General features: G+C 60.4%; 17 protein-coding genes. 5 read left to right on the top strand and 12 right to left on the bottom strand.

What is annotated here, in order from left to right:
* Positions 1 to 2 precede the first annotated feature (2 nt).
* The 12 genes from KGB20_RS17720 to glnE all read right to left on the bottom strand — a co-directional run bounded on the left by KGB20_RS17720 (position 3) and on the right by glnE (position 14627).
* Positions 3 to 899 (bottom strand): antimicrobial resistance protein Mig-14, encoded by an 897-nt coding sequence (locus tag KGB20_RS17720; RefSeq protein WP_154910345.1) that lies wholly within the window; start codon positions 897 to 899, stop codon positions 3 to 5.
* Positions 899 to 2029, bottom strand: a complete 1131-nt coding sequence (locus KGB20_RS17715; RefSeq protein ID WP_057712282.1) for a glycosyltransferase — start codon at positions 2027 to 2029, stop codon at positions 899 to 901. The genes KGB20_RS17720 and KGB20_RS17715 overlap by 1 nt, the downstream gene beginning before the upstream one ends.
* Entirely contained in the window at positions 2013 to 3770 is a 1758-nt protein-coding gene (locus KGB20_RS17710; protein ID WP_150811915.1) for a carbamoyltransferase, read from the bottom strand. The genes KGB20_RS17715 and KGB20_RS17710 overlap by 17 nt, the downstream gene beginning before the upstream one ends.
* A 166-nt stretch (positions 3771 to 3936) precedes the next feature.
* On the bottom strand, positions 3937 to 4272 hold the full coding sequence (locus KGB20_RS17705) for a YceK/YidQ family lipoprotein (protein ID WP_154861144.1): 336 nt from the start codon (positions 4270 to 4272) through the stop codon (positions 3937 to 3939).
* Between the two features lie 239 nt (positions 4273 to 4511).
* On the bottom strand, positions 4512 to 5963 hold the full coding sequence (locus tag KGB20_RS17700; protein WP_223532828.1) for a lipopolysaccharide kinase InaA family protein: 1452 nt from the start codon (positions 5961 to 5963) through the stop codon (positions 4512 to 4514).
* Complete coding sequence (locus KGB20_RS17695; protein WP_057712286.1) at positions 5963 to 6715, bottom strand: lipopolysaccharide kinase InaA family protein; 753 nt, start codon at positions 6713 to 6715, stop codon at positions 5963 to 5965. The genes KGB20_RS17700 and KGB20_RS17695 overlap by 1 nt, the downstream gene beginning before the upstream one ends.
* A complete protein-coding gene (locus tag KGB20_RS17690; protein WP_154861146.1) occupies positions 6712 to 7446 on the bottom strand; it encodes a lipopolysaccharide kinase InaA family protein in 735 nt (244 codons plus the stop codon). The genes KGB20_RS17695 and KGB20_RS17690 overlap by 4 nt, the downstream gene beginning before the upstream one ends.
* Positions 7446 to 8252 (bottom strand): lipopolysaccharide core heptose(I) kinase RfaP, encoded by an 807-nt coding sequence (gene rfaP / locus KGB20_RS17685; RefSeq protein ID WP_057712288.1) that lies wholly within the window; start codon positions 8250 to 8252, stop codon positions 7446 to 7448. The genes KGB20_RS17690 and rfaP overlap by 1 nt, the downstream gene beginning before the upstream one ends.
* Entirely contained in the window at positions 8253 to 9374 is a 1122-nt protein-coding gene (locus tag KGB20_RS17680; protein WP_046039743.1) for a glycosyltransferase family 4 protein, read from the bottom strand.
* Positions 9374 to 10435, bottom strand: coding sequence for a lipopolysaccharide heptosyltransferase I (gene waaC, locus KGB20_RS17675; RefSeq protein WP_057712290.1), 1062 nt, complete (start codon positions 10433 to 10435; stop codon positions 9374 to 9376). Before waaC ends, KGB20_RS17680 begins: the two co-directional genes overlap by 1 nt.
* Before the next feature lies 1 nt (position 10436).
* Positions 10437 to 11471 carry a lipopolysaccharide heptosyltransferase II gene (gene waaF, locus KGB20_RS17670; RefSeq protein ID WP_150811919.1) on the bottom strand — a complete coding sequence of 345 codons (1035 nt, stop codon included), beginning with the start codon at positions 11469 to 11471 and terminating at the stop codon, positions 10437 to 10439.
* A 216-nt stretch (positions 11472 to 11687) separates the two neighbouring features.
* Positions 11688 to 14627, bottom strand: a complete 2940-nt coding sequence (gene glnE / locus KGB20_RS17665; protein WP_154910344.1) for a bifunctional [glutamate--ammonia ligase]-adenylyl-L-tyrosine phosphorylase/[glutamate--ammonia-ligase] adenylyltransferase — start codon at positions 14625 to 14627, stop codon at positions 11688 to 11690.
* Between the two features lie 383 nt (positions 14628 to 15010).
* Here glnE and aceE point away from each other — a divergent pair, with 383 nt between their 5' ends.
* From aceE to msrA, 5 genes are all read left to right on the top strand, one after another.
* Positions 15011 to 17656 (top strand): pyruvate dehydrogenase (acetyl-transferring), homodimeric type, encoded by a 2646-nt coding sequence (gene aceE, locus KGB20_RS17660; protein WP_057712293.1) that lies wholly within the window; start codon positions 15011 to 15013, stop codon positions 17654 to 17656.
* Between the two features lie 11 nt (positions 17657 to 17667).
* A complete protein-coding gene (gene aceF, locus KGB20_RS17655) occupies positions 17668 to 19635 on the top strand; it encodes a dihydrolipoyllysine-residue acetyltransferase (RefSeq protein ID WP_154910343.1) in 1968 nt (655 codons plus the stop codon).
* A gap of 275 nt (positions 19636 to 19910) precedes the next feature.
* Positions 19911 to 21305, top strand: coding sequence for an alkaline phosphatase D family protein (locus KGB20_RS17650; protein WP_154910342.1), 1395 nt, complete (start codon positions 19911 to 19913; stop codon positions 21303 to 21305).
* A gap of 234 nt (positions 21306 to 21539) precedes the next feature.
* Positions 21540 to 24233, top strand: coding sequence for a putative bifunctional diguanylate cyclase/phosphodiesterase (locus KGB20_RS17645; protein WP_150811923.1), 2694 nt, complete (start codon positions 21540 to 21542; stop codon positions 24231 to 24233).
* Between the two features lie 219 nt (positions 24234 to 24452).
* On the top strand, positions 24453 to 25103 hold the full coding sequence (gene msrA / locus KGB20_RS17640; protein WP_090452759.1) for a peptide-methionine (S)-S-oxide reductase MsrA: 651 nt from the start codon (positions 24453 to 24455) through the stop codon (positions 25101 to 25103).
* Positions 25104 to 25115: the final 12 nt, after the last annotated feature.

Here is a 25115-nt window from a genome sequence, read left to right as displayed (position 1 = left end):
GCTCATACGGTGAAGACCGGCACGGGGTTGCACCAGCGATCCTTGTATTCACGGTCGGCGCGACCGAAGGAAAAGCGCAACGGTTTGTCCTGCGCCCGGGCATGCTCCCAGGCGCTTTGCGTATTGATGAAGCTCAATACGCTACCGGGGCTGAATTCGCGGGTTTCGGGGTCAACGCCGCCGTTGATGTACTCGACGCTGATCCATTCCGGCGCTTCGACGCGGTACACCAGTTGAATCGCAATCGGCGCATCGTTGAGGAAGATCACCGAACCGATCAGCAACTCGCGCAGCAGCTCGAGGACTTCGGCCATGCGCGCAGCGCCGGTGGCCGGAAACCCCCAACGACGCTGGAACAGATCACAGTAGATCGCCGCCAATTCAGCGCTGGAAAATTCGCCGACCGGACGCACCACACCGCCCGCCTCTTCCAGCAGACGCAATTCACGGCGCTGGTTGTAGCGAAACTTCTTCGACAGCTCTTCCGGGGTACGGGCCATGGCCAGTTGTTCTGTCTGCAACTTCATGCCGCTGAAGCGGGTTTCGTTGAGTGCCGACAAGTAGCGTGCACGATGGCGCAGAGGAGCCTGAACATCAGCGGCGGCCGGCAAAATCAGCTCGGCATTGCCGAGATCGAACAGGCCTTTTTTGCCGTTGCGCTTGAGCACATCCTTGGACAGCGCCACATCGCGGCCCCAAGTCGGGATCGCGGCCTTGACTTCGCCCTGTTGCTCCCAGGCCAGGTATCGCACCGGAATGCCGGCAAGATCCGCCAGACGTTCGACCACCAGAGGGTGAGTCGCGACGCTTCCGCCAAATTGCTGCCAGGCTTTTGCGTAGGTAGAGGCGTCAACGGGCGACCAGCCACGTTCGCGCCAGCCTTGGAATCGGTTGAGCATCAGCCCCTCGGTGCCAGATCGGTAACTTGCGGCAGACGCCAGAAGGTGTCGCGCACCGCACGGTCGGAGAAACGCTCACGCAAGCGATCGAGCATCATCTCGGCGCATTGACGGCGCTGTTGATCATCCATACCCGCCAAATGTTGCAGGCCTTGTGCAAGGTGTTCAGCATCGCCGAGCGGGAACAGAATGCCCACGCCTTCGACCACTTCCTTCGCCCCGCCACACGCTGTGGCGAGCAAGGGTACGCCAGCGGCCATTGCCTCCAGCAGCACCATGCCGAACGGTTCGTGATCGGAACTCAGGGCAAATACATCAAAGGCGCGGAAATAATTGCGCGCGTCCGGCACCTGACCGAGGAACAGCACCCGATCACCGATACCCAGCTCCCGAGCCAGCTCCTTGAGATCCTGCTCCAGACGCCCCTTGCCGAGAATCACCAGTTGGCTGTTGCCCGGAAGCCCCGGCAACGCCGCAGCAAAACCGTGCAGCAGAGTAGCCTGATCCTTGTCCGGGTGCAGTCGGCCAACGTTGCCGACAATCCACGCATCAGCCGAGAGACCGAGGGTTTCCCGAGCTTCGCGAGCGGAAACCTGACTGGCTTGCAGCGCAGGCACGTCAATGCGGTTGTAAAGGGTTTGAATACGCGTCGCCGGCCATTTCGGCAGGCATTGGCGCATGTCGTCGCGCACCGCATCGGACACACCGAGCAGGCTCAGACGCTTGCGGAAAATATGCGCGAACAGTTTGCGCGTGCCGCGCTTGTAATCGTCAAACGCGTGGTGCACGCCAATCACCGGCAACGAAGTGCCGAGCAAGGCGATGTAGATCGGCTTGAAGCGATGGGCGATGCAGAAACTGAAGTTGCGCGACGCGGCGATCTTGCGCAGATCGCCGATGGCACCCAGCTTCAGGCCGCGAATGGCCTTGGAGCTGTATTCCATGAACAACACTTCATCGGAAGCACACGCTGCGGCCACCTCGCTATCGGCAGCCCCGGTCAGAAAGACCGTGGTCACCCGATAACCGGTGCCCGCGAACAGACTGGCGTACTGCCGTGCGCAGTCCAGGAACGGCCCGTCATAGCCGTGGCAGAACTGCAGCACATGGCGTTCAGCCGAGCGAGTCATAAGCGTTTGCGCCCTCTTTGACCACCAGGATGTCTTCCATGATCAGGTACTGCAGATCGGAGCCGAAGAACATATTCAATGCATCGGTCGGCGAGCAGATCATCGGCTCGCCACGACGGTTGAGCGAGGTGTTGAGCGACACGCCGTTGCCGGTGAGCACTTCCAGCGCTTTCATCATGTCGTAGTAGCGCGGGTTATATTCGCGCTTGAGCACCTGGGCCCGGGAGGTGCCGTCTTCGTGGACGACTTCCGGCACGCGGGTTTTCCACTCTTCAGCCACTTCGAAGGTGAAGGTCATGAACGGAGCCGGGTGATCGATCTTGATCATCTGCGGCGCCACGGTGTCGAGCATCGACGGGCAGAAAGGCCTCCAGCGCTCGCGGAACTTGATCTGGTGGTTGATGCGGTCGGCCACGCCCGGCACGCTTGGGCAACCGATGATCGAACGCCCGCCCAGTGCACGCGGACCGAACTCCATGCGGCCCTGGAACCAGGCCACCGGGTTGCCATCGACCATGATTTTGGCGATCTGCTCCGGCATGTTGTCGAGCTTGCGCCAGGTCGGCTTGTTCTCGTGACGGGCGCATGCGGCAATCACGTCTTCGTTGCTGTACGACGGGCCGAGGTAGACGTGTTCCATCTTCTCGACCGGCACGCCGCGGGCGTGGGACACATAGGCAGCCGCGCCGACTGCGGTACCGGCATCACCGGACGCCGGCTGTACGAACAGCTCTTTGACGTCGTCGCGGGCGATGATTTTCTGGTTCAGCTTGACGTTCAACGCACAGCCACCGGCATAGGCCAGTTTGCCGGTTTCCTTGAGCACGTCGCCCAGGTAGTGGTCGATCATCTGCAGCGCAATCTTTTCGAACAGCGCTTGAATGCTGGCGGCGTAGTGGATGTAAGGCTCGTCGGCGATGTCGCCTTCGCGCTTTGGACCCAGCCACTCGATCAGTTTCGGCGAGAAGTAGTAACCCTTGCCCTTTTCTTTGTAGCGACGCAGGCCGATGACGTTGGCGTAGTCGGTGTTGATCACCAGTTCGCCGTTTTCGAACGAAGCCAAGCGCGAGAAATCATATTTGCTGGCGTCGCCGTACGGCGCCATGCCCATGACCTTGAACTCACCGTCGAGCATATCGAAACCGAGGAACTCGGTGATCGCGCCATACAGGCCGCCGAGGGAGTCCGGATCGAAGAATTCCTTGATCTTGTGGATCTTGCCGTTTTCGCCATAACCGAAGAAGGTCGTGGCGTACTCGCCCTTGCCGTCGATGCCCAGGATCGCGGTTTTCTCTTTGAAACCGGAACAGTGATAAGCGCTGGAGGCGTGGGCAAGGTGGTGCTCGACCGGCTCGATCTTGATCTTCTTCGGATCAAAACCCAGCTGCTCCAGGCACCAGACGATCTTGTTGCGATAGCGCTTGTAGCGACGATTGCCCATCAGGATCGCGTCGAGTGCACGGTCCGGGGCGTACCAGTAACGCTTGGCGTACTGCCAGCGGGCCTTGCCGAACAGACTGATCGGTGCGAATGGAATCGCGACCACGTCAACGTCGGACGGCTTGATACCGGCCTGTTCCAGGCAGAATTTCGCCGATTCGTAGGGCATGCGGTTCTTTGCATGTTTATCGCGTACGAAGCGTTCCTCTTCAGCCGCCGCGACCAGCTTGCCGTCGATATACAGGGCTGCGGAAGGATCATGGCTAAGGGCGCCGGACAGGCCAAGAATCGTCAATGCCACAGGGGTCTAGCCTCTTTAGTCTGCATGCAGGCGCAAGCGCCTCAAAAATTAATGTGCCCTCGCAATGAGCGAGAGACAGCTAAAGGGCGGGATTATAGCGTAAAAGCGGCGGCAAACCTCTAGCCGCAAGCGGCACGCAACCACGGCCGGGACCTCACGGCATTTTTTATCCGCGCGCAGGCCGCCAATAGATGGCGATACTGCCGTCCACGCTTTGCCGGTAAATCGTGTACGGCAAGACAACGGTATCCAGCGCGCCAGACACGGCCAGGTCCACCAATACGAGCGGCACAAGGACACCCGTAGGGTCTGGCGGTGCATTCAAGACACAGAAGTCGTAGGCGAGGCCGCTGTAGACCCGTGGAATGGATTGGCAATAGGTCTTTTGCCGACGCAGCCCCTGCGCGGCTTGGGCTTCATCCTGCAGGACGGTGGCGGCGGTCCCGCACCCCGTTAGCGACACTGATAAAACACCCGCTGAAACTGCCATTTTGATCGTCACAGCCTACCCTCCGAGAACGTCAGGCAAACTAGCATCCGGGCGATTTGGGCCACAGTTCATGACTTCCCAAGATCGCGTAGGACGGTTCACAAGAACTTGTCGCCCTTCTCGGCTGGCAGTTCCGGCCCCTTCGCGAGCAAGCCCGCTCCCACATTAGCTCTCCAGCGAACACAATATTTGTGGGCGACATAGATCAACTGTGGGAGCGGGCTTGCTCGCGAAAGGACCGAAGGTCCGATTCAGCCCGCGCTGGAGATGTCTTTGGGAAGACGCTGATCGATGACCTGATAAAGGGCACTGCCCTCAGGCCAATTGCGCATGAACCGCGCGCGATCCCTTGCATACGCTGGGGAGAAACTACCGAGGGAGCCGTGCTGGCACATCGAATCGAGGTCGATCAACGCCCAGCGATCCTGCTGCCAGAACAGGTTATGCCCCTTGAAGTCGCCATGGCTGATGCGTAGACGAATCAACTCGGCGAACAGATGATCCAGTGCCGCCAGCTCGGCTTCCGGTGCATCACCACGCTCCACATACGGCGCAAAACGCTCGATGATGTCCGGCCCCGGCAGGTACTCGGTGATCAGGTAAGCCCGGCTACGCAGCCACAGGAAACGCTTTTCCAGCAACGCCAGCGGCTTGGGCGTGGCAATCCCGAGGAACGCCAGGCGGTTACCTTCGTGCCATGAATGCCAGGCCCGGCTCGGGCGCCAGAAGCGCTTGAGCCAGTGGGCAAAACCCTTGATGTTGTAGCGCTTGATCACCAGCGTGCGGCCATCCACCTCGACCTTGCCGACGCTCGCCGCACCGCCGGTCTTGTACAGGTGCCCTTGATCGAGCAAGGCATCGGCCTGCTCCAGCACAGGCACCATCGACGGCACTTCCTCGCGGCGAATCGCCCGTAACCCGAAGGCTCCGCGCTGGACGCTGAACAGCGTGCACTCGCGGCCGACCTTGATCAGGAAGTCCTTGAGGCGCCAACTGCGGACCTTGTCAATCTGCTTCTGCAACGCCTCCATGGGCAAGGCGTGTTCGCCGTTGCTAAGCAGGTAATACACCAGCAACTCTTCAATGAAGGGTTCAATCGACTTCGGCAACTGGGCGAAGAACACCCCGAGGTTTTCCAGGACCTTCTGCCGGGACAGCGGCTGACCAGCTGTCTCGCAGCAGATACCTGCGCCATCGATCAGGTACAGGCGACCACCCTGACGCAGCAAATTGTCCAGGTGCAGGTCTTCCTGCCACAGGCCCTTGCGATGCATCTGTCCGATCGCGCCCAACGCCTCGGCCAACACCGCCCCTTGCCCATCGGACAGTACGGGCTGCTGCTCCACCTGTTTCCAGGTGTCGCCCAGGCTTTCGGCATGCTCAAGGAAATCAAACAGCAGCCAGCCACCCTCGCCGTCCTTCAGGCCATCGGCCAACAGCTGCGGCGTGGTCAGCCCCTGGGCAGAGAGCAGGCGCACGCCATCCAGTTCACGCTGAAAATGCCGTGCAGCCTTGTTGCCGACCAGCAATTTGGCCAACACCGGCCGGCCACGCCAGACGCCAGCACCGACATAACGCTGCCCCGGCAACACCCGCAACAGGCTCAGCAGTTGCAGCTCGGCGGGGCCGGCGGCGTCGGCCAACGAAACGCTCAGCGGCAAAACGGGAGTGCGGCCTGCGGTCTTCAGTTCGGATAAACGCATCAGCGCGGCCTCTTTTGGCTACGCCGCGCAGTCAATCGCTGCAGCCAGCTATCGATCAGCGAGCTGTCCTGCGGCTGATCCAGATAGGCGGCCAGCAATTGCCGCAGTTGCGACTCGCCCCACTCGGGCGCACGGCGCGTCAGCGGCTCCAGGTCCTTGATTCGGTCACGCTGCCCGTACAGCAGCGGCCGGGTCTTTTCCAGGTCGATCAATTGAGCCTGATAGCCGTTGCCGGTGGCGCGCATGAAAATGTGCTTGGGATAGAAACACCCATGCACCTGGCGTGCGGCGTGCAGCTGCCGGGCCAGTTCGCCACTGGCCTTGAGGATTTCCGAGTGCTGCTCAGGGCTCAATTGAGTCCAGCGCTGCAACAGCGAGTCGAGGTCGTCCCAACCGTCCAGGGCACGGGTCAGCAGGATCGCGCGGACCTCGCCATTGACCTTGCGCTCCCCGTAGAACACCGCTTCGAGCGCCGGAATGCCCATCTTCCGGTAACGGGAGATGTTGCGAAACTCGCGAGCGAAACTCGGCTCGCCGAACGGTGCGCGCAAGGTGCGGGTCAGGTAGTTGCTTTGACGCTTGAGGTAGAAACCATGACCTTCCAGATCCAGCCGAAACACGCTGCTCCAGCCGCCGCCAACGGTGTTGGGTTCGTCCACCGCATCGAGCTGTTTGGTCCAAAGTGCCTCGAACGTGCCGAGGCCATGGCGCTCAAGCAGCGCACGGTCTTCAGCGGCCAGAAAGTCAGTCATTCGCGTCCCTCGAAAAATCTCACCACGTGCCGGATGCGTTTTTTGTCCGCAGCGTTGAGCCGGGTCCGGTTGCGGTATTGCAGGTAAAAGCGCAGGCGCTGTGTAGCCGACAATTGATATTTGGCGACCTTGTCCAGGCACGCCAGATCCTTGGTAATACGGTACTTGAGCCAGAAACCGCGCCAGAAATCGCCGTTGGGGCAATCGATCAAAAACACTCGAGCCTGATCGTCGATCAGCAGGTTGCGCCACTTCAAATCATTATGGGTGAAGCGGTGGTCGTGCATGGTCCGGGTGTATTGGGCCAGCTGACGACTGACGGTATTGACCCAGGCGCGGTCCGCCAGCTTCGGGTCGTGGCGCTCGGCCAGTGCCGACAAGTCCTCGGTACCCGGCAGCTCCCGGGTAATCATCGCGCCGCGAGCGTAGGCCGCACCGCGCCGCTCCAGCCCCCAGGCCACCACTTCGGCAGTGGGGATACCCCACTTGGCAAAGCGCTTGAGGTTCTGCCATTCCATCTTCACCCGAGGCTTGCCCAGGTAACGCCGCAAGCCTTTGCCGGCGCCCACATACCGTTTGACGTAATAGTTGACGCCATTGCGCTCGACACGGATGACCTCCGAGAGCGCGTCACGGGTCAAACGCTCGCCTTGCAGCGCAAACACAGCCTCGAGGCTGCCGAAGTCATCGGCCAGCTCGCTGTAGGCCGGTTCCAGCTTCCAACCCGACATCAGAGCGCATCCCCGTATCGCTGTTTACGCTCGTAGAGCTTGTTGGCCTTGCCGTCGAGCCATGCCAGCAAAGCTGCCTCTTCACACAGGATCTGTCGTATCGGTTGCTGGAAATAGCCTTTGAGGAAACGCAGCTTGTCGCGGCGGGTCAGGCCGATGTCCAGCGCGGAAAAGTACAGGGCAGCCAGGTCCTTGTTGCGCCAGCGTAAGGTGATCGCCGGACGGGTCTGGGCACGGTGCAGGTCGATCACCGAAAGCTTGAAGTCGTCGGCGGTCACCGGTTTGTCGGTGTGCAGCAGGAAATGGCAGATGTAGCAGTCGCGGTGGTTGACCCCGGCGCGGTGCATCATGCCGGTCATGCGCGCGACTTCGGCGATCAGTGCGCGCTTGAGTTTTGGCTCCGGTGGCTGTCGGGTCCAGTTGATGCTGAAATCTTCCAGGCTGACCGTCGGCGCCAGCTCTTCGGTGACGATGAACGAATGTTGATCGGCCGGGTTACGGCCCTTCTCGCCATACGCGACGGCGGTCATGGTCGGCACGCCGACTTCCTGCAGTCGCTGAATCGCCTTCCACTCCTGACCGGCACCCAGTACAGGAAGCTTGGCCGTCAGCAGGTTCTTGAATATTTCGCCCCAGCCGATGCCACGGTGGATTTTCACGAAAAACCCGTTGCCGTCGACTTCCGTGCGTAATGTCCGGCGTGCTTCCAGCTCGCGGTACACCTCGCCCTTGAGCCCCTCGACTTCGGCGAACGGGTCGCGTCCGGCCCAGAGGCTCTTGAACGGTTCAGCCAGCATCAACTTCATTTAAGCGTGCTCCGCCAGAATCACATCCGCCGCGTGCTGCGGCATGCTGTAGAGGTCGGCCGTTTCGGCGAAGGCCAGACCATTGCGGCTCCAGGCCGCCCTTGCTTGAGCGTCGTTCAACATGCCGGTCAGGTACTGCGTCAGCTGTGCCTGATCGAACGGTTCGTCCAGCACCAGGCCAGCATCGGCCTCGGCGATGTAATGGGCGTAACCGCACACCGCGCTCACCAGCACCGGCAAGCCGGCCACCAGGGCTTCGAGCAGCACGGTGCCGGTATTCTCGTTGTACGCCGGGTGGATCAACAGATCGGCACCCAACAGGAAACGCGGAATGTCACTGCGCCCTTTGAGGAACGTGACGTTGTCGCCCAGCCCCAAGGTCGCGCTCTGCATCTGGAATAACTTGGGGTCATCCTGGCCAATTACAAACAGCCGGGTGCGCTTCTTAAGATCAGCGGGCAATGCCGCCAGCGCCTTGAGGCTGCGATCGACGCCCTTGGTCTTGAACCCGGAGCCGATCTGCACCAGCAGCAGTTCATCGTCCTTGAGATTGAATTCAGCGCGGAACCCGGCACGAATTTCATCGGCATCGGCCGGCCGACGACGATCCTGGGCGATACCCGGTGGCAGCAGGTGAAAGCGCTCCAGCGGCGTGTCGTAATGCTTGATGAACAGCGGTTGCTGGACCTCGGAAATCATCAGCACTTCGGTCTTCGCCTCTTTGGCAAACACCGCCCGCTCGTATTCGGCGAAGTGGCGATAGCGGCCCCAACGGCGATACAGCGAGTTACGCAGGTTCTGCGCCTTGTCTTCGAAACAGCCGTCGGCGGCGTAGTAGACGTCCAGGCCCGGCATCTTGTTGAAGCCGATCAGGCGGTCGACCGGGCGCTTGGCCAGGTCCGCCTCCATCCATTCGCTGAGCTTTTCGTTGCGCCGATGGTTGAAGAACGCCTTGACCGGCGCCACCAGCACTTCGAAACCCGGCGGTACGTCGCCTTCCCAAATCAGCGTGTAGACGCGAATCTGATGGCCGCGCTTTTGGCACTCCAGGGCGATTCGCATGAAATCGCGCTGCAAGCCGCCAAATGGAAAATACTTGTACAAGACAAATGCCAATTGCATCAGCGCAGCTCCTCAGCCATTAACAACGTGCTCAGTCGGCTCGCGACACGCTCGGGATTCAGACGCGTGAAGCACAACGGCCACTCGCGTTTCAGGTCAAACTGACGGGCATCTTCAGCCGTCGGTTGATAAGTGCATTTCTTTTGCAGGCACGGCGCACAAGGGAAGTCGCTGGCCAGGTGAATCTGCACCTTGCCATAGGCGCCGGTCAGGCCCGGGTTGGTCGGGCCGAACAGCGACAGCGTCGGCACATCCAGCGCGGCGGCCAGATGGCCCAGGCCGGTGTCCACCGCCACGCAGGCTTGCGCGCCCGCCAGTACCTTGCCGACACCGGCCAGGTTCAGTTTGGGCAACACCTCGGCGTGTTTGAAACCGGCTGCGATGCGCTCGGCCCGGGCTTTCTCCAGCGCATTGCCCCACGGCAGTTTCACCCCTACGCCCAGGTAGCCGACCCGCTCGGTCAGCTCACGCCAATAGGCTTCGGGCCAGTGCTTGGTGTCCCAGGTGGTGCCGTGCAGAAACACCACGTACGGATTCTTGCGCGGCAATTCCACCAGGCGCTCGATATTCAGTCCGTAGTCGCCCAGGCCTTTGGGCAAGTCATAGCCCAACGCGATGGCGAACAACTGACGCACTCGCTCCACCGCGTGCTGCCCGCGGGCAACGGCCAGGCGTCGATCGTAAAAGCGCGCAGCGATGGGCTCGCGTGCAGAGCTTTTATCGAGACCGGCCACCGGCGCCTTTACGTAACGGGTCAGCCAGGCGCTTTTCAGCAGGCCCTGGGCGTCGATCACCAAGTCATATTTCGTGGCGCGAACGCTTTGCTTGAAGCGCTTCCACTCACCGCTCTTGATGGTCTGCCAGATGTTTTTGCGCCAGCGACGTATCGCCACCGGAATCACCTTGCCCACCGCTGGATGCCAGGTCGGGATCTCGGCAAAGCCTTCTTCCACCACCCAGTCGAATTTGATGCCGGGGATCGCCCGCGCCGCGTCGGTCAACGCCGGCAACGCATGAATGACGTCGCCCAGCGAAGAAGTCTTGATCAACAGAACCCGCAAGCTATTTGACCTCGACCGGAGTGCCTTGCAACCGCTGCAGGGCTTCGTTCACCGCTTGCGGCATGAGTTGGCGCAAGCAGTTGTAATGGCCGAAACGGCAGGTGCGGTCGAAGCATGGGCTGCATTCGATGCCCAGGCGAACGACTTCGACGTGCTCGGCCAACGGTGGCGTGAAACCTGGCGACGTCGAGCCGTAGACCGCCACCAATGGGCGATTCAGCGCGGCGGCAACGTGCATCAGGCCGGAGTCGTTGGACACCACCGCATCGGCGCAGGACATCAGGTCGATGGCTTCGGCCAGCGAGGTGCCGCCGCTGAGGTTGACCGATTCTTCACGCAGGCCGGGAATCAGCCGCGCGCGGATGTCTTCGCCCACGGCGTGGTCGTTTTTCGAACCGAACAGCCAGACTTGCCAGCCTTCGCGGATCTTCGTTTCGGCAACCTTGGCGTAATGCTCGGACGGCCAACGCTTGGACTCACCAAACTCGGCGCCGGGGCACAGGGCCAACACCGGGCGGTCGAGGGTCAGGCCGAACTTGGCAAGCGCCGCTTCGCGGGTAACCGGGTCGATCTGCAGGCTCGGACGTGGATACGGCTTTGGCAACTCAAAGCCCGGCTCGTAAGCCAGGGCCATGAAGCGCTCGATCATCAGCGGATAACGATCCTTGTCCAGCGTGCGTACGTCATTGAGCAGGCCATAGCGAAACTCGCCACGCCAGCCGGTGCGCTTCGGGATGCCGGCAAAGAACGGCACCAGCGCCGACTTCAGGGAATTGGGTAACAGGATCGCCTGGTCGTACTGGCCTGCCAGGGATTTGCCGATGCGCCGACGCGTTGCCAGTTCCAGGACACCGTGACCGAGCGGAAAGCTCAAGGCCTGGCGAACTTCGGGCATGCGCTCAAGAATCGGCCGGCTCCACTCGGGGGCCAGCACGTCGATTTCGCATTGCGGGTGGCGTTGTTTCAGACACTGGAAAAGTGTCTGCGCCATCACCATGTCACCGACCCAACTGGGCCCAACGATCAGAATTTTCATGTGGTTTCCATAAACGAACCGGGGAGGCCTACGCCTCCCCGCCTCGAAAATTCTACAGAACAACGCAAATCTACTGTAGGAGCGAGCTTGCTCCGGGCGGCGATCCGACGATGAACCTGAAACCCCTCAGGGTGTCAGGCTCGCCGCGTTATCGTTAACGACCATCGCGAGCAAGCTCGCTCCTACAGGGAATATTGGCGTATCAAATATCCCGTTTCAGCTTAGCCCCAGCTCACGCCAGATCCGCATGACCTGCCGCCGTTCGTCCGCGAACTGATCGCCCGGAATCACCCCGGGGTCCTTCTGCAAGGCCTGCCGGTGGGCGGCGGAACGGTACGCTTTATACGCTTCACGCAACAGGCTGGCATCTTCGACGGGCATCAACCCTTCATGTTCCAGCTCTTCCAGAATGCGGATGTTGTCCGTCCAGCGTAGCAATGGCGGGTGTGTTTCGGACCACGCCAGGGCCGCGTATTGCACCATAAATTCAATATCGACGATACCTCCGGCGTCCTGCTTGATATCGAACGGCGCCGTGGCTTCGAAGGCATTTGCCCCGGTGCCGGCCGCGGTGCTCTTGCTGCCGAGGTTATCGCGCATCTTGGCGCGCATCTCGCTGACTTCCTGGCGCAGGGTCGGCAGATCACGTGTTTTGCCCAATATCGCGGCACGGACTTTCTCGAAGGCCTGGCCGACATCCTGACTGCCCACCAACACCCGCGCGCGCACCAATGCCTGATGCTCCCAGGTCCAGGCCTCGTTTTCCTGATAGCGGGCAAACGCGCCCAGGGAACTCACCAGCAAGCCCGACGCCCCGGATGGTCGCAGACGCATGTCCACTTCATACAACTGTCCGGAGTTGGTCTGTGCCGTCAGCAAGTGAATGATCCGCTGCCCCAATCGGGTGAAAAATTGCGCGCCATCGATGGATTTGGCTCCATCGGTTTCAGCCTGTGGATCGCCATCGTGGATGAACACCAGGTCCAGGTCCGAACCATGCCCGAGTTCCAGGCCGCCGACTTTCCCATAACCGACAATGATGAAGCCGGGATCGCACAAGGTGCCATCGGTGCGCAGCGGCGTGCCGTACTTGGCCACGGTTTGCCGCCAGGCCAGTGCCAGCACTTGCTCCAGGATCGCCTCGGCGAGCCAGGTCAGGTAATCGCTGACTTTCATCAGCGGCAGGCTGCCGGCGATTTCCGAGGCGGCCACTCGCAAGCGGTGCGCCAGCTTGAAATGGCGCAGAGCTTCCATTTGCTGTTCGAGGTCGTCCTCGGGAATCCGTGTCAGGCGCTCGCGCAACTCTGCCGCCAGCTCTGGCGCCAATGGCGGTTTGAACAGCCGGCCTTCGTTGAGCAATTCGTCGAGCAGCAGCGGGAAGCGGGTGATTTGCTCGGCGATCCACGGGCTCGCCGCGCACAGCGTCAGCAAACGCCGCAACGCACTGGGGTTCTCGGTCAACAGCACCAGGTACGCGGAACGACGGGCCACGGCTTCGACCAGCGGCAACACCCGTTCCAGTACCAGATCCGGATTGTCATGTTCCACGGCCTGTGCCAGCAAACGCGGAATAAAAGCATCGAGACGTTCGCGACCCAGACGCTGCATCGCCCTCAATTGCGGGCTGCCGCGCAAGCCAGCCAGGGCTTTCAAGGCTTTTGGGGCATCCTTGAAACCACCCTCTTCCAGTTGACGGCAGGCGGCCTCATCGTCCTGGGCCTCTTCCCACAGCGGCAACCACTCACCGCCGACCACCACTTCGCTTTCGGCGCCCTGTTCTTCATCGGGATCGGCGATCACCTGCCCGAAGTGCCAGGCCACTCGGCCGCGCCAATACATCAGTTGTTCGTGGAACGCCGTCCAGTTCGCGAAGCCCAGCATAAAGGCAATGCGCGCCTGATCCTGCTCGCCATCGGGCAACATTTGCGTCTGGCGATCGGCAATCGCCTGAATCGCGTGTTCGGTGTAACGCAGGAATTCGTAACCTTCACGCAGCTCGCTGATCACGTTCGGCGGCAGGTACCCCTGACCTTCCAGCGTGCTCAGCACCTTTAATAGTGGGCGCTGCTGCAAGCTCAGATCGCGGCCGCCGTGGATCAACTGGAACGCCTGGGCAATAAACTCGACTTCGCGAATACCGCCGGAACCGAGCTTGATGTTGTCGGCCATGCCCTTGCGCCGCACTTCCTGCTGGATCAGCTGCTTCATGGTGCGCAGCGCTTCGATGGCGGAAAAGTCGAGGTAACGCCGGTAAACGAATGGCCGCAGCATCTCTTGCAGTTGCGCGCCGGCTACTTGATCCCCGGCCACCACCCGCGACTTGATCATCGCGTAGCGTTCCCAGTCGCGCCCCTGGTCCTGGTAATACTGCTCCAGCGCGTTGAAGCTCAGCACCAGCGCGCCCGCCGAACCGTAGGGACGCAAACGCATGTCGACGCGAAATACAAAGCCGTCGACGGTCATCGGGTCCAGGGCCTTGATCAGCCGCTGGCCCAGACGGATGAAGAACTCCTGGTTATCCAGCGGGCGTTTGACGCCAACTGTTTCGCCACCCTCGGGATAGGCAAAAATCAGGTCGATGTCCGATGACAGGTTCAGCTCCACGGCACCGAGCTTGCCCATGCCGAGAATGACCATCTGCTGCGGCTCGCCGCTGCGCCGCCCGGTCGGCACGCCGAACTGCTGGCAATGCCGCACGTACAACCATTGATAGGCCTGATCGATGCTGGCATCGGCCATGTCCGAAAGGTCGCGGCAGGTCTGGATCAAATCGGCCTGGCGGGTCAGGTCGCGCCAGATGATCCGCACCTGATGGCGTGCACGCTGGCGGCGCAAGGCGCGGCCAAGCTGATCATCGGTCTCGGCCACGTTCGCGGCGGCCGCGATCTGCCCGCACAACTCACCGGGAGCGAAGCCGCGGTCCAGTTCGCCGGACTGCACCAGCCCCAGCAACATCAAAGGGTCACGAACACACTGTTCAATCACGAAATCGCTGGCGGCGGTGACGCGGGCAAATTGCGCCCAACGTTCCGGCGTCCAGGCAGACAACCCGTGGTCATCGTCCAGAGCGGCGACGGCAGCCCGGAACGACTGCTCGGCACGGGTGACAAACGGCAGGAGAATGGCGGGCAGTTCGGCAAGCGAGGGGAGGCTCATGGTCTATCCTTGATCGGCGTGCAACGGGCTGCATGTAGTGGTTTTCGAAAACCCACTACCTGAGGGAGTGTCGAACAAAAGTTAGAAATAGCTGAAATTTCTTTTATTTTGGCAGCCAGCATCAAGCTTTTACCTTTTGTAGTTGGAAAAAGACCAACCTTAACGATTATTCTCACAACGCAGCCGGGGGCCACAAGCCGCTCTTCTGTAGTTTTACTACTCGTATATACATTAGACGGGCTGAAATGCCGGATGATTTGTAGTAAAACTACACGCCGCCGGAACAACCTGTCGGCAATCCAAGAATTCATAACGTCTGCCCACAAGGCCAGTCGCTAACTCAGGCAACCGATTCTGGTAGCCTTTCCGCCCTGGAGCAAGCCATGCAAGACCTCGATCCCGTCGAAACCCAGGAATGGCTGGACGCCCTGGAATCGGTTCTCGACAAAGAAGGCGAAGACCGTGCTCACTATTTGATGACCCGTATGGGTGAACTGGCGACCCGCAGCGGTTCGCAGTTGCCTTACGCCATCACCACGCCTTACCGCAACACCATCCCGGTAACCCACGAAGCACGCATGCCTGGCGACCTGTTCATGGAACGCCGCATTCGCTCGCTGGTACGCTGGAACGCGATGGCCATGGTAATGCGTACGAACCTGAAGGATTCTGACCTCGGCGGTCACATCTCCAGCTTCGCCTCCAGTGCGACCCTGTATGACATCGGCTTCAACTACTTCTTCCAGGCCCCGACCGAAGAACACGGCGGCGACCTGATCTACTTCCAGGGCCACACCTCGCCAGGCGTTTACGCCCGCGCATTCATGGAAGGCCGCATCACCGAAGACCAGATGAACAACTTCCGCCAGGAAGTCGACGGTCAGGGCCTGTCGTCCTACCCGCACCCTTGGCTGATGCCTGACTTCTGGCAGTTCCCGACCGTATCCATGGGTCTGGGCCCGATCCAGGCGATCTACCAGGCACGCTTCATGAAGTACCTGGAACACCGTGGTTTCATCCAGCCAGGCAAACAGAAAGTCTGGTGCTTCCTGGGTGACGGCGAGTGCGACGAGCCGGAATCCCTGGGCGCTATCTCCCTGGCCGGCCGCGAGAAGCTGGACAACCTGATCTTCGTCATCAACTGCAACCTGCAGCGCCTCGACGGCCCGGTTCGCGGCAACGGCAAGATCATCCAGGAACTCGAAGGCGTGTTCCGCGGTGCTCAGTGGAACGTGACCAAAGTCATCTGGGGCCGTTTCTGGGACCCACTGCTGGCCAAGGACGTCGACGGCATCCTGCAACGCCGCATGGACGAAGTCATCGACGGCGAGTACCAGAACTACAAAGCCAAAGACGGCGCGTTCGTACGTGAACACTTCTTCAACACGCCAGAACTCAAGGCGATGGTCGAAGATCTGTCCGACGACGAGATCTGGAAACTCAACCGTGGCGGCCACGACCCGTACAAGGTCTACGCGGCGTACCACGAAGCGGTCAACCACAAAGAACAACCGACCGTCATCCTGGCCAAGACCATCAAGGGTTATGGCACCGGTGCCGGCGAAGCGAAGAACACTGCGCACAACACCAAGAAAGTCGACGTCGACAGCCTGAAGTTGTTCCGCGACCGCTTCGACATCCCGGTCAAGGACGATGAACTGGAAAACCTGCCATTCTTCAAACCGGAAGAAGGCAGCGCCGAAGCCCGTTACCTGAGCGAGCGCCGTACCGCACTGGGCGGCTTCGTACCTCAGCGTCGTGCCAAGAGCTTCAACATCCCGACCCCGCCACTGGAAACCCTCAAGGCGATCCTGGACGGCTCGGGCGACCGCGAAATCTCCACCACCATGGCCTTCGTGCGGATCCTCGCGCAACTGGTCAAGGACAAGGAAATCGGTCCACGCATCGTACCGATCATCCCGGACGAAGCCCGTACCTTCGGTATGGAAGGCATGTTCCGTCAGCTGGGCATCTACTCCTCCGTCGGCCAGCTCTACGAGCCAGTCGATAAAGACCAGGTGATGTTCTACAAGGAAGACCAGAAGGGCCAGATCCTCGAAGAAGGCATCAACGAAGCGGGCGCCATGAGCTCCTTCATCGCTGCCGGTACTTCGTACTCCAGCCACAACCAGCCGATGCTGCCGTTCTACATCTTCTACTCGATGTTCGGCTTCCAGCGTATCGGCGACCTGGCCTGGGCCGCTGGCGACAGCCGCACCCGTGGCTTCCTGATTGGCGGCACCGCCGGCCGTACCACCCTGAACGGTGAAGGCCTGCAACACGAAGACGGTCACAGCCACCTGCTGGCCGCGACCATCCCGAACTGCCGCACCTACGATCCAACCTACGGCTACGAGCTGGCGGTGATCATTCAGGACGGCATGAAGAAGATGACCGAAGAGCAACAGGACGTCTTCTACTACATCACCGTGATGAACGAGTCGTACCAGCAGCCAGCCATGCCGGCCGGTGCCGAAGAAGGCATCAAGAAAGGCATGTACCTGCTCGAAGAAGACAACCGCGAAGCGGCGCACCACGTTCAGCTGATGGGCTCCGGCACCATCCTGCGTGAAGTCCGTGAAGCAGCGAAGATCCTGCGTGAACAGTTCAACGTCGGCGCCGACGTGTGGAGCGTTACCAGCTTCAACGAACTGCGTCGCGACGGCCTGGCCGTTGAGCGCACCAACCGTCTGCACCCTGGCCAGAAGCCTAAGCTGAGCTATGTGGAAGAGTGCCTGAACGGCCGTCAAGGTCCGGTCATTGCCTCTACCGACTACATGAAACTGTTCGCCGAGCAGATCCGTCAGTGGGTACCGTCCAAGGAATTCAAAGTCCTGGGCACCGACGGTTTCGGCCGCAGCGACAGCCGCAAGAAACTGCGTCATTTCTTCGAAGTCGACCGTCATTTCGTGGTGTTGGCAGCCCTGGAAGCACTGGCTGACCGTGGCGATATCGAACCTAAAGTGGTGGCTGAAGCCATCGCCAAGTTCGGGATCGACCCGGAAAAACGCAACCCACTGGACTGCTGAGGAGAGATTCTGTGAGCGAACTCATTCGCGTACCTGACATCGGCAGCGGTGAAGGTGAAGTAATTGAACTGTTTGTGAAGGTCGGCGACCGTATCGAAGCCGACCAGAGCATCCTGACACTTGAGTCGGACAAGGCGAGCATGGAAGTGCCTGCGCCGAAGGCCGGTATCATCAAGAGCCTGAAAGTGAAGCTGGGCGATCGCCTGAAAGAAGGCGACGAACTGCTGGAGCTGGAAGTCGAAGGTGCCGCTGCTGCGGCTCCTGCGGCTGCCGCACCGGCGGCCAAGGCTGAAGCCAAACCGGCTGCTGCACCTGCCGCCGCTCCTGCTCCTGCTCCTGCTGCGCCGGCTGCTGCCAGCGTTCAGCAAGTGCACGTGCCGGACATCGGTTCGTCGGGCAAGGCCCAGATCATCGAGATCCAGGTCAAGGTCGGCGACACCGTCGCGGCTGATCAGTCGCTGATCACCCTGGAGTCCGACAAGGCGAGCATGGAAATCCCGTCGCCTGCCGCTGGCGTGGTCAAGGCCATCAGCGTCAAGCTCAACGACGAAGTCGGCACCGGCGACCTGATCCTGGACCTGGAAGTGGCGGGTGCTGCTGCACCGGCTGCTGCTCCGGCCCAGGCTGCCGCTCCGGCACCCGCCGCTGCACCTGCTGCTGCCGCAGCCCCGGCCGCTCCAGTGGCCGACAGCGTTCAGGACATCCATGTTCCGGACATCGGTTCGGCGGGCAAGGCCAAGATCATCGAAGTCCTGGTCAAGGCCGGCGACACCGTTGTGGCCGACCAGTCGCTGATCACCCTGGAATCCGACAAGGCGAGCATGGAAATCCCGTCGCCAGCCACTGGCGTGGTGGAAAGCGTTTCCATCAAGCTCGATGACGAAGTCGGTACCGGTGACCTGATCCTCAAGCTGAAAGTCAAAGGCGCCGCTCCTGCTGCACCTGTTGCTGCGACTGCACCTGCCGCTGCTGCTCCGAGCGCTCCGGCTCCAGCCGCTGCTGCTCCGGCTGCCGCTGCTCCTGCTGCTGCCCCGGTTGCCGCTCCAGCCAAGCCAGGCGCCAAAGTTCACGCCGGCCCTGCCGTGCGTCAACTGGCCCGCGAATTCGGCGTCGAGCTGAGCGCCGTTGGCGCCAGCGGCCCGCACGGTCGCATCCTGAAGGAAGACGTGCAGGTTTACGTCAAAGCCATGATGCAGAAGGCCAAGGAAGCACCGGCCGCTGCTGCTGGCGCAACCGGTGGCGCGGGCATCCCGCCGATTCCGGTCGTGGACTTCAGCCGCTTCGGTGAAATCGAAGAAGTGCCGATGACCCGCCTGATGCAGGTCGGCGCCGCCAACCTGCATCGCAGCTGGCTGAACGTACCGCACGTGACGCAATTCGACTCGGCGGATATCACCGAGCTCGAAGCGTTCCGTGTTGCCCAGAAAGCCGTTGCAGAAAAGGCCGGCGTCAAGCTGACCATCCTGCCGTTGCTGCTCAAGACCTGCGCGCACCTGCTCAAGGAACTGCCGGACTTCAACAGCTCGCTGGCGCCAAGCGGCAAAGCGATCATCCGCAAGAAATACGTGAACATCGGCTTCGCCGTCGACACCCCGGATGGCCTGCTGGTACCGGTCATCAAGAACGTCGACCAGAAGAGCCTGCTGCAATTGGCCGCCGAGGCTGCTTCCCTGGCTGAAAAAGCCCGGACCAAGAAACTCTCGTCGGACGAGATGCAAGGCGCCTGCTTCACCATTTCCAGCCTCGGCCACATTGGCGGCACCGGCTTCACGCCGATCGTCAACGCGCCGGAAGTGGCGATCCTCGGTGTTTCCAAGGCAACCATCCAGCCAGTCTGGGACGGCAAAGCCTTCCAGCCGAAACTGATGCTGCCGCTGTCGCTGTCCTACGATCACCGTGTGATCAACGGCGCCGCTGCTGCACGCTTCACCAAGCGTCTGAGCGATCTGCTGGGCGACATCCGCACCATGCTCCTGTAACACCGACCGGCCCTCCTTCTCCGGAGGGCCTGTTGCGTTCCACGTTTCCGAGCGCCACGCTCGTACCTCAACCCCGCCAATTTGGCGGGGCTTTTTTTTGCCTGAAGTTATTACTTAAAACGTCTTCCTACATTTGTGGCTGATACCGCCCACAACTCGAGTCCATTTCTGCCAGATATTTTTTCGGGCCAAATAACTAGTCTTGGCTGGAAGACTACTTATTACATCCGAAACAACCATCTGACTAATTCATTAGCAGCCGAATGGACTCAATCATGTTCAATCCAACTGTCGGCCCGATTATTGGCCACACCACAACTAATCACGCGCGTATTTTTTTGCGCGGTGAACACAACAAAAACACTTTGGTATTTGCTGGCATTCGTTATAGACGACAAGGCGAAGATCACTGGTCAAAAGGTAACTTTGCGAAACTCGAACCCGAGCATGACATGTGCGAAGTCTTTGCACTAAACAACCTGCTCGCCGACTCCGACTATGAATATCAGGCCGGGTGGTTCAGCCCGACGGGGCCGGCGCACACCGTCGACACGGTGAAGGAACTCCCGCTGCAATGGCCACGGCAGGTTTATCATTTGCGTACCCGCTCCAGCCAGGCCGGCCTGCCAAGAGCCTACATTGTCGGCTCCTGCCGATACCTGCGCATGACCGCAGGCATCGCATTCGCCCCTCACTTGGGCGACAGAATCTTCGCTTCAATTTCACGCTTGGTGGAGCAAGCCAGTCCTCCCGTCAGTGCGCTGGTGATGACGGGTGACCAAATCTATGTCGATGACTTGAACATCATTGCTCCTGATCGGGAACTCAAGGAAATCCTGCAAAAATATCGCGTGGCGTTTTCGCAGATAAATATCGCCAGCCTAATGTCCAGCCTGCCCACTTACATGATCCTTGACGACCATGAAATAGAGGACAACTGGCCCGCCAACAAGAGCAAGTCCGATGACTACTTATATGCAAACGCAATCAGAGCCTATGAGTTATATCAGGCCAGCCATAGTCCAGCCCATGCACTAACCGATGATGGACTTATCAATAAACGATTGGACAAATACTGGTATCAATTTACTGAAGGTGATATCGAATGGTTTGTTACCGACAGTCGAACCCGACGCAACCTGTCGGCCACTGACCGACGCATTCTCGACGCAGCCCAGGAACAAGCCTTGTGCGACTGGCTGATCCACAGCCCGGCGCGGGTCAAATTCGTGGTCACCAGTGTCATGTTCTACCCTGATCGCAAACGCACGGATGATGACGCCTGGCAGGCCTTTCCAGAACAACGGCTACGGTTGCTGGAGACCATTCGCACACACCGCATCAAGAATGTCTTCTTCATTTCCGGCGATGTCCACGGCTCGCTGACCAGTCGGCTGAGCCACAGCGAGGATGCGGACTTCGAGGTCCACACCATCGTCTCGTCACCGCTGTGCAACAGCAAAATGCTGCCCTATGCCACGACCGCCACATTCGTCCTCGATCACCCCCTGGCCCGCACCGCCGCAGGCGACTATCGACATGAACTGACCAGCAAGGTGATCAGCCAGGATAATTTTGCACACCTGGTCGTCGATGCCGGGCAGCTTCAGGTGAATTTCCACGACCGGGAGGGCAAGCATTTGCAGTCCATTGGCATCCCGATTCGCTGACCCGGAAACAGATCGCAGTCACTGGCAATACTTGCAAAACTGCGATTTTTCAGCGACTGGCAATACTTTTTGCCACCGACTGAAGAAAACTTGTCGTCTGCCGACATATTCTTATAGCACTTGACCTTCATCTCTCTTGTCAGTCGGTGTCGCAATGATGCAACCTTGCCGCAGGCAACAGTAAAGAGGGCGAGAGCCCAGCGCGTTCAGCATATTCGAAGCGAGTTTCCCTCCATGAAAAGCCAGCCCGATGCCGCCAGCCGTATGGTGGCCGAGGTAGTGACGCAGTTGCCTGTGCCCTCGCGGCTCGGCATGCTGCGTTTCGAACGGCTTAATGAACCCAGCTGGGCGCTGCTGTTTCTCGATCCCAATTGCGAACGCCAGTTCGGCCTGCCAGCCGTGGAACTGTGTGCGCTGGTGGGCTCGCCCTACGCCAGCCTGATGGAGCCGCTAGCGCGCTATCAACTGCACGACGCAGTCCAGCAACAGCTGACTGAAAGCCCGCACTACCTGATCCGCTATACCCTGCACACCGCCGCTGGCTCCCTGACTCTGCTGGAGCTGGGCGAAGCCTACAAACAACACAATCGACACCTGTTGCGCGGCTACCTGCTGGTCATCGACGGCCTGTTCGAGGATGACCCGCTGCAACCGGCCATGGACCTTGAAACCCAGAACTCGCGCCTGCAAATCGCCCTGGAACTCAATCAGCGCACCCAGCAGGAGCAACTGCTGCATCTGGAGCGGGTGCGAGCCCAGCAGGATCTGATCCTGCTGCTCACCCGTCAACGCTACAGCAGCAACAACTCCTTGCGCGAAGCCGCCGAGCTGATCACCCGCAGCGCCTGCGACATCTACGAAATCGACAGTGCCAGCCTGTGGCACCTTGAAGGCTCGATGCTGGTGCCGATCTCGGCCTATCACCGCACGAATCAGGAATACCTGCTGCCGCAACCGATCGACGTCAGTCTTTTCCCCGATTATCTCGACGCCCTGCACACCGGCCGCGCCATCGACGCCCATAACGCCATGCGCGACCCACGCACCCGGGAGATGGCCGAAAGCCTGCGCCCGCGGGACGTCAACGCAATGCTCGACGCCAGTATCCGCGTCGATGGCCAGGTGGTCGGCGTTTTGTGCCTGGAGCAAACCGGGGCAACCCGCGCCTGGCAGTCGGATGAAATCGCGTTCGCCGGAGAACTGGCGGACCAGTTTGCCCAGGTCATCAGCAACCACAACCGGCGAACCGCCACCAGCGCCCTGCACCTGTTCCAGCGCGCGGTCGAACAAAGTGCCAACGCCTTTTTGCTGGTCAACTGCGATGGCGTGGTGGAATACGTCAACCCGAGCTTCACCGCGATCACCCAATATTCCACCGAAGAAGTGCACGGTCAGCGCCTGTCAGAACTACCGGCCCTGGAGAACCTCAGCGAACTGCTGTTCGATGCACCTTCGGCGCTGGCCAAGAGCAACAGTTGGCAAGGTGAATTCAAGAGCCGCCGGAAAAACCTCGAACCCTACTGGGGCCAATTGTCGATCTCCAAGGTTTACGGCGACAACCGCGAGCTGACCCACTACATCGGCATCTACGAAGACATCACCCAGACCAAGCTCGCCCAACAACGCATCGAGCGCCTGGCCTACACCGACAACCTGACCAACCTCGGCAACCGCCCGGCGTTCATCCGCAACCTCGATGAACGCTTCGCCCGGGACAGCGACGCGCCGATCAGCCTGTTGCTGGTGGACATCGACAACTTCAAGCGGATCAACGACAGCCTCGGCCACCAGACCGGCGACAAACTGCTGATCAGCCTGGCCCGGCGCCTGCGCAACAGCCTGATCCCGAGCGGCAGCCTGGCACGCTTCGCCAGTAACGAATTCGCCGTGTTGCTGGACAACAGCGACCTCACGACGGGCCAGCAAGTGGCCAACCAGTTGCTGGCGACCCTCGACAAACCGATGTTCGTCGACAACCAGTTGATCAGTGTCACCGGCTCCGTGGGCCTGGCCTGCGCGCCACTGCACGGGCGTGACCCGCAAACCCTGATGCGCAATGCCGGGCTGGCGCTGCACAAGGCCAAGGCCAACGGCAAACATCAGGTGCAGGTGTTCACCGAAGCGCTGAACGCCGAGGCCAGCTACAAGCTGTTCGTCGAAAACAACCTGCGCCGCGCCCTGACCCAGAACGAACTCGACGTGTTCTACCAGCCCAAGCTGTGCCTGCGCAGCGGTCGCCTGCTGGGGATGGAAGCCCTGCTGCGCTGGGACCATCCGGAAAAGGGCATGATCCGCCCGGATCAGTTCATCAGCGTCGCCGAGGAAACCGGGCTGATCATTCCGATCGGCAAGTGGATCGCCCGCCAGGCCTGCCGCATGAGCAAAGCGCTGACCGCCGCCGGCCTGGGCAACCTGCAAGTGGCGATCAACCTGTCGCCCAAGCAGTTTTCCGACCCGGACCTGGTGGCCTCCATTGCCAACATCCTCAAGGAAGAAGCCCTGCCGGCGCATTTGCTGGAGCTGGAGCTGACCGAAGGCCTGCTGCTGGAGGCTACCGAAGACACCCACTTGCAGCTCGACCAGCTCAAGCGCCTGGGCCTGACTCTGGCCATGGACGACTTCGGCACCGGTTACTCGTCGCTCAGTTACTTGAAAAAATTCCCCATCGACATCATCAAGATCGATCGAAGCTTTATCCACGAAATCCCGGACAACCAGGACGACATGGAAATCACCTCCGCGGTGATCGCCATGGCCCACAACCTGAAACTCAAGGTCGTGGCTGAAGGCATCGAAACCGCCGAGCAGTTGTCGTTTCTGCGCCGCCACCGCTGCGACGTCGGCCAGGGCTACCTGTTCGACCGCCCGATCCCGGGCAACGAGCTGATCGACAAGCTCAAACGCTACCCGCGTGGCCCAATCGCCTGACAGACACAGAACCTGTGGCAGACATAAACTCTGAGGCAGGCAAAAAAACCTGTGGGAGCGAGCTTGCTCGCGATAGCGGTGGACCAGTCAGCCCCCATGACACCGACACACCGCTATCGCGAGCAGACTCACCCCTACAGGGGTAGTGCGTATCGGGCAGGTATTGGGCACACTGACGGTCTGTTTATTTACAACCCAACCTGACTGAGAGGACTGATCATGGTTCTGCGCTCGGAAATTCTGGTGAACAAAAACGTGCTCCCTACTAAAGAACAAGCTCTGCCTGGCCGCGAAACCGCGATGACCCTGCCTGAAAAGCACTTTGTGTTTAAAGACACCCCCTTGCTCGGCCCGTTCTTCGAAGATGTCGACTTCGCGATCTTCGGCCTCGGCTGCTTTTGGGGCGCGGAACGCCGCTTCTGGCAGCGTGAAGGCGTGGTCAGCACCGTGGTCGGCTACGCCGGCGGTTTCACACCGAACCCGACCTACGAAGAAGTCTGCTCGGGCCTGACCGGTCACGCCGAAGTGGTGTTGGTGGTGTACGACAAGGCCAAGGTCAGCTACGAAGGACTGCTGGCGATGTTCTGGGAACTGCACAACCCGACGCAAGGCATGCGCCAGGGCAATGACATCGGCACCCAGTACCGTTCGGTGATCTACGCCACTAGCCCGGAACAACTGGACGCGGCGCTCAAGAGCAAGGAAACCTACCAGGCCGAGCTGTCCAAGGCCGGTCTCGGTGAAATCAGCACCGAAATCGACCAGGCCCCGACCGTCTACTTTGCCGAGACGTATCACCAGCAGTACCTGGCGAAAAATCCGGAAGGCTACTGCGGCATCGGCGGTACCGGCGTGACCTGCCCGATCTGACAACTGACTGTA

This window comes from Pseudomonas sp. BF-R-30 (assembly GCF_019956175.1).
GTDB lineage: Bacteria > Pseudomonadota > Gammaproteobacteria > Pseudomonadales > Pseudomonadaceae > Aquipseudomonas > Aquipseudomonas jessenii.
Note: the sequence above shows the minus strand (reverse complement) of the source record. Positions and strands in the feature narration are given on the sequence as shown.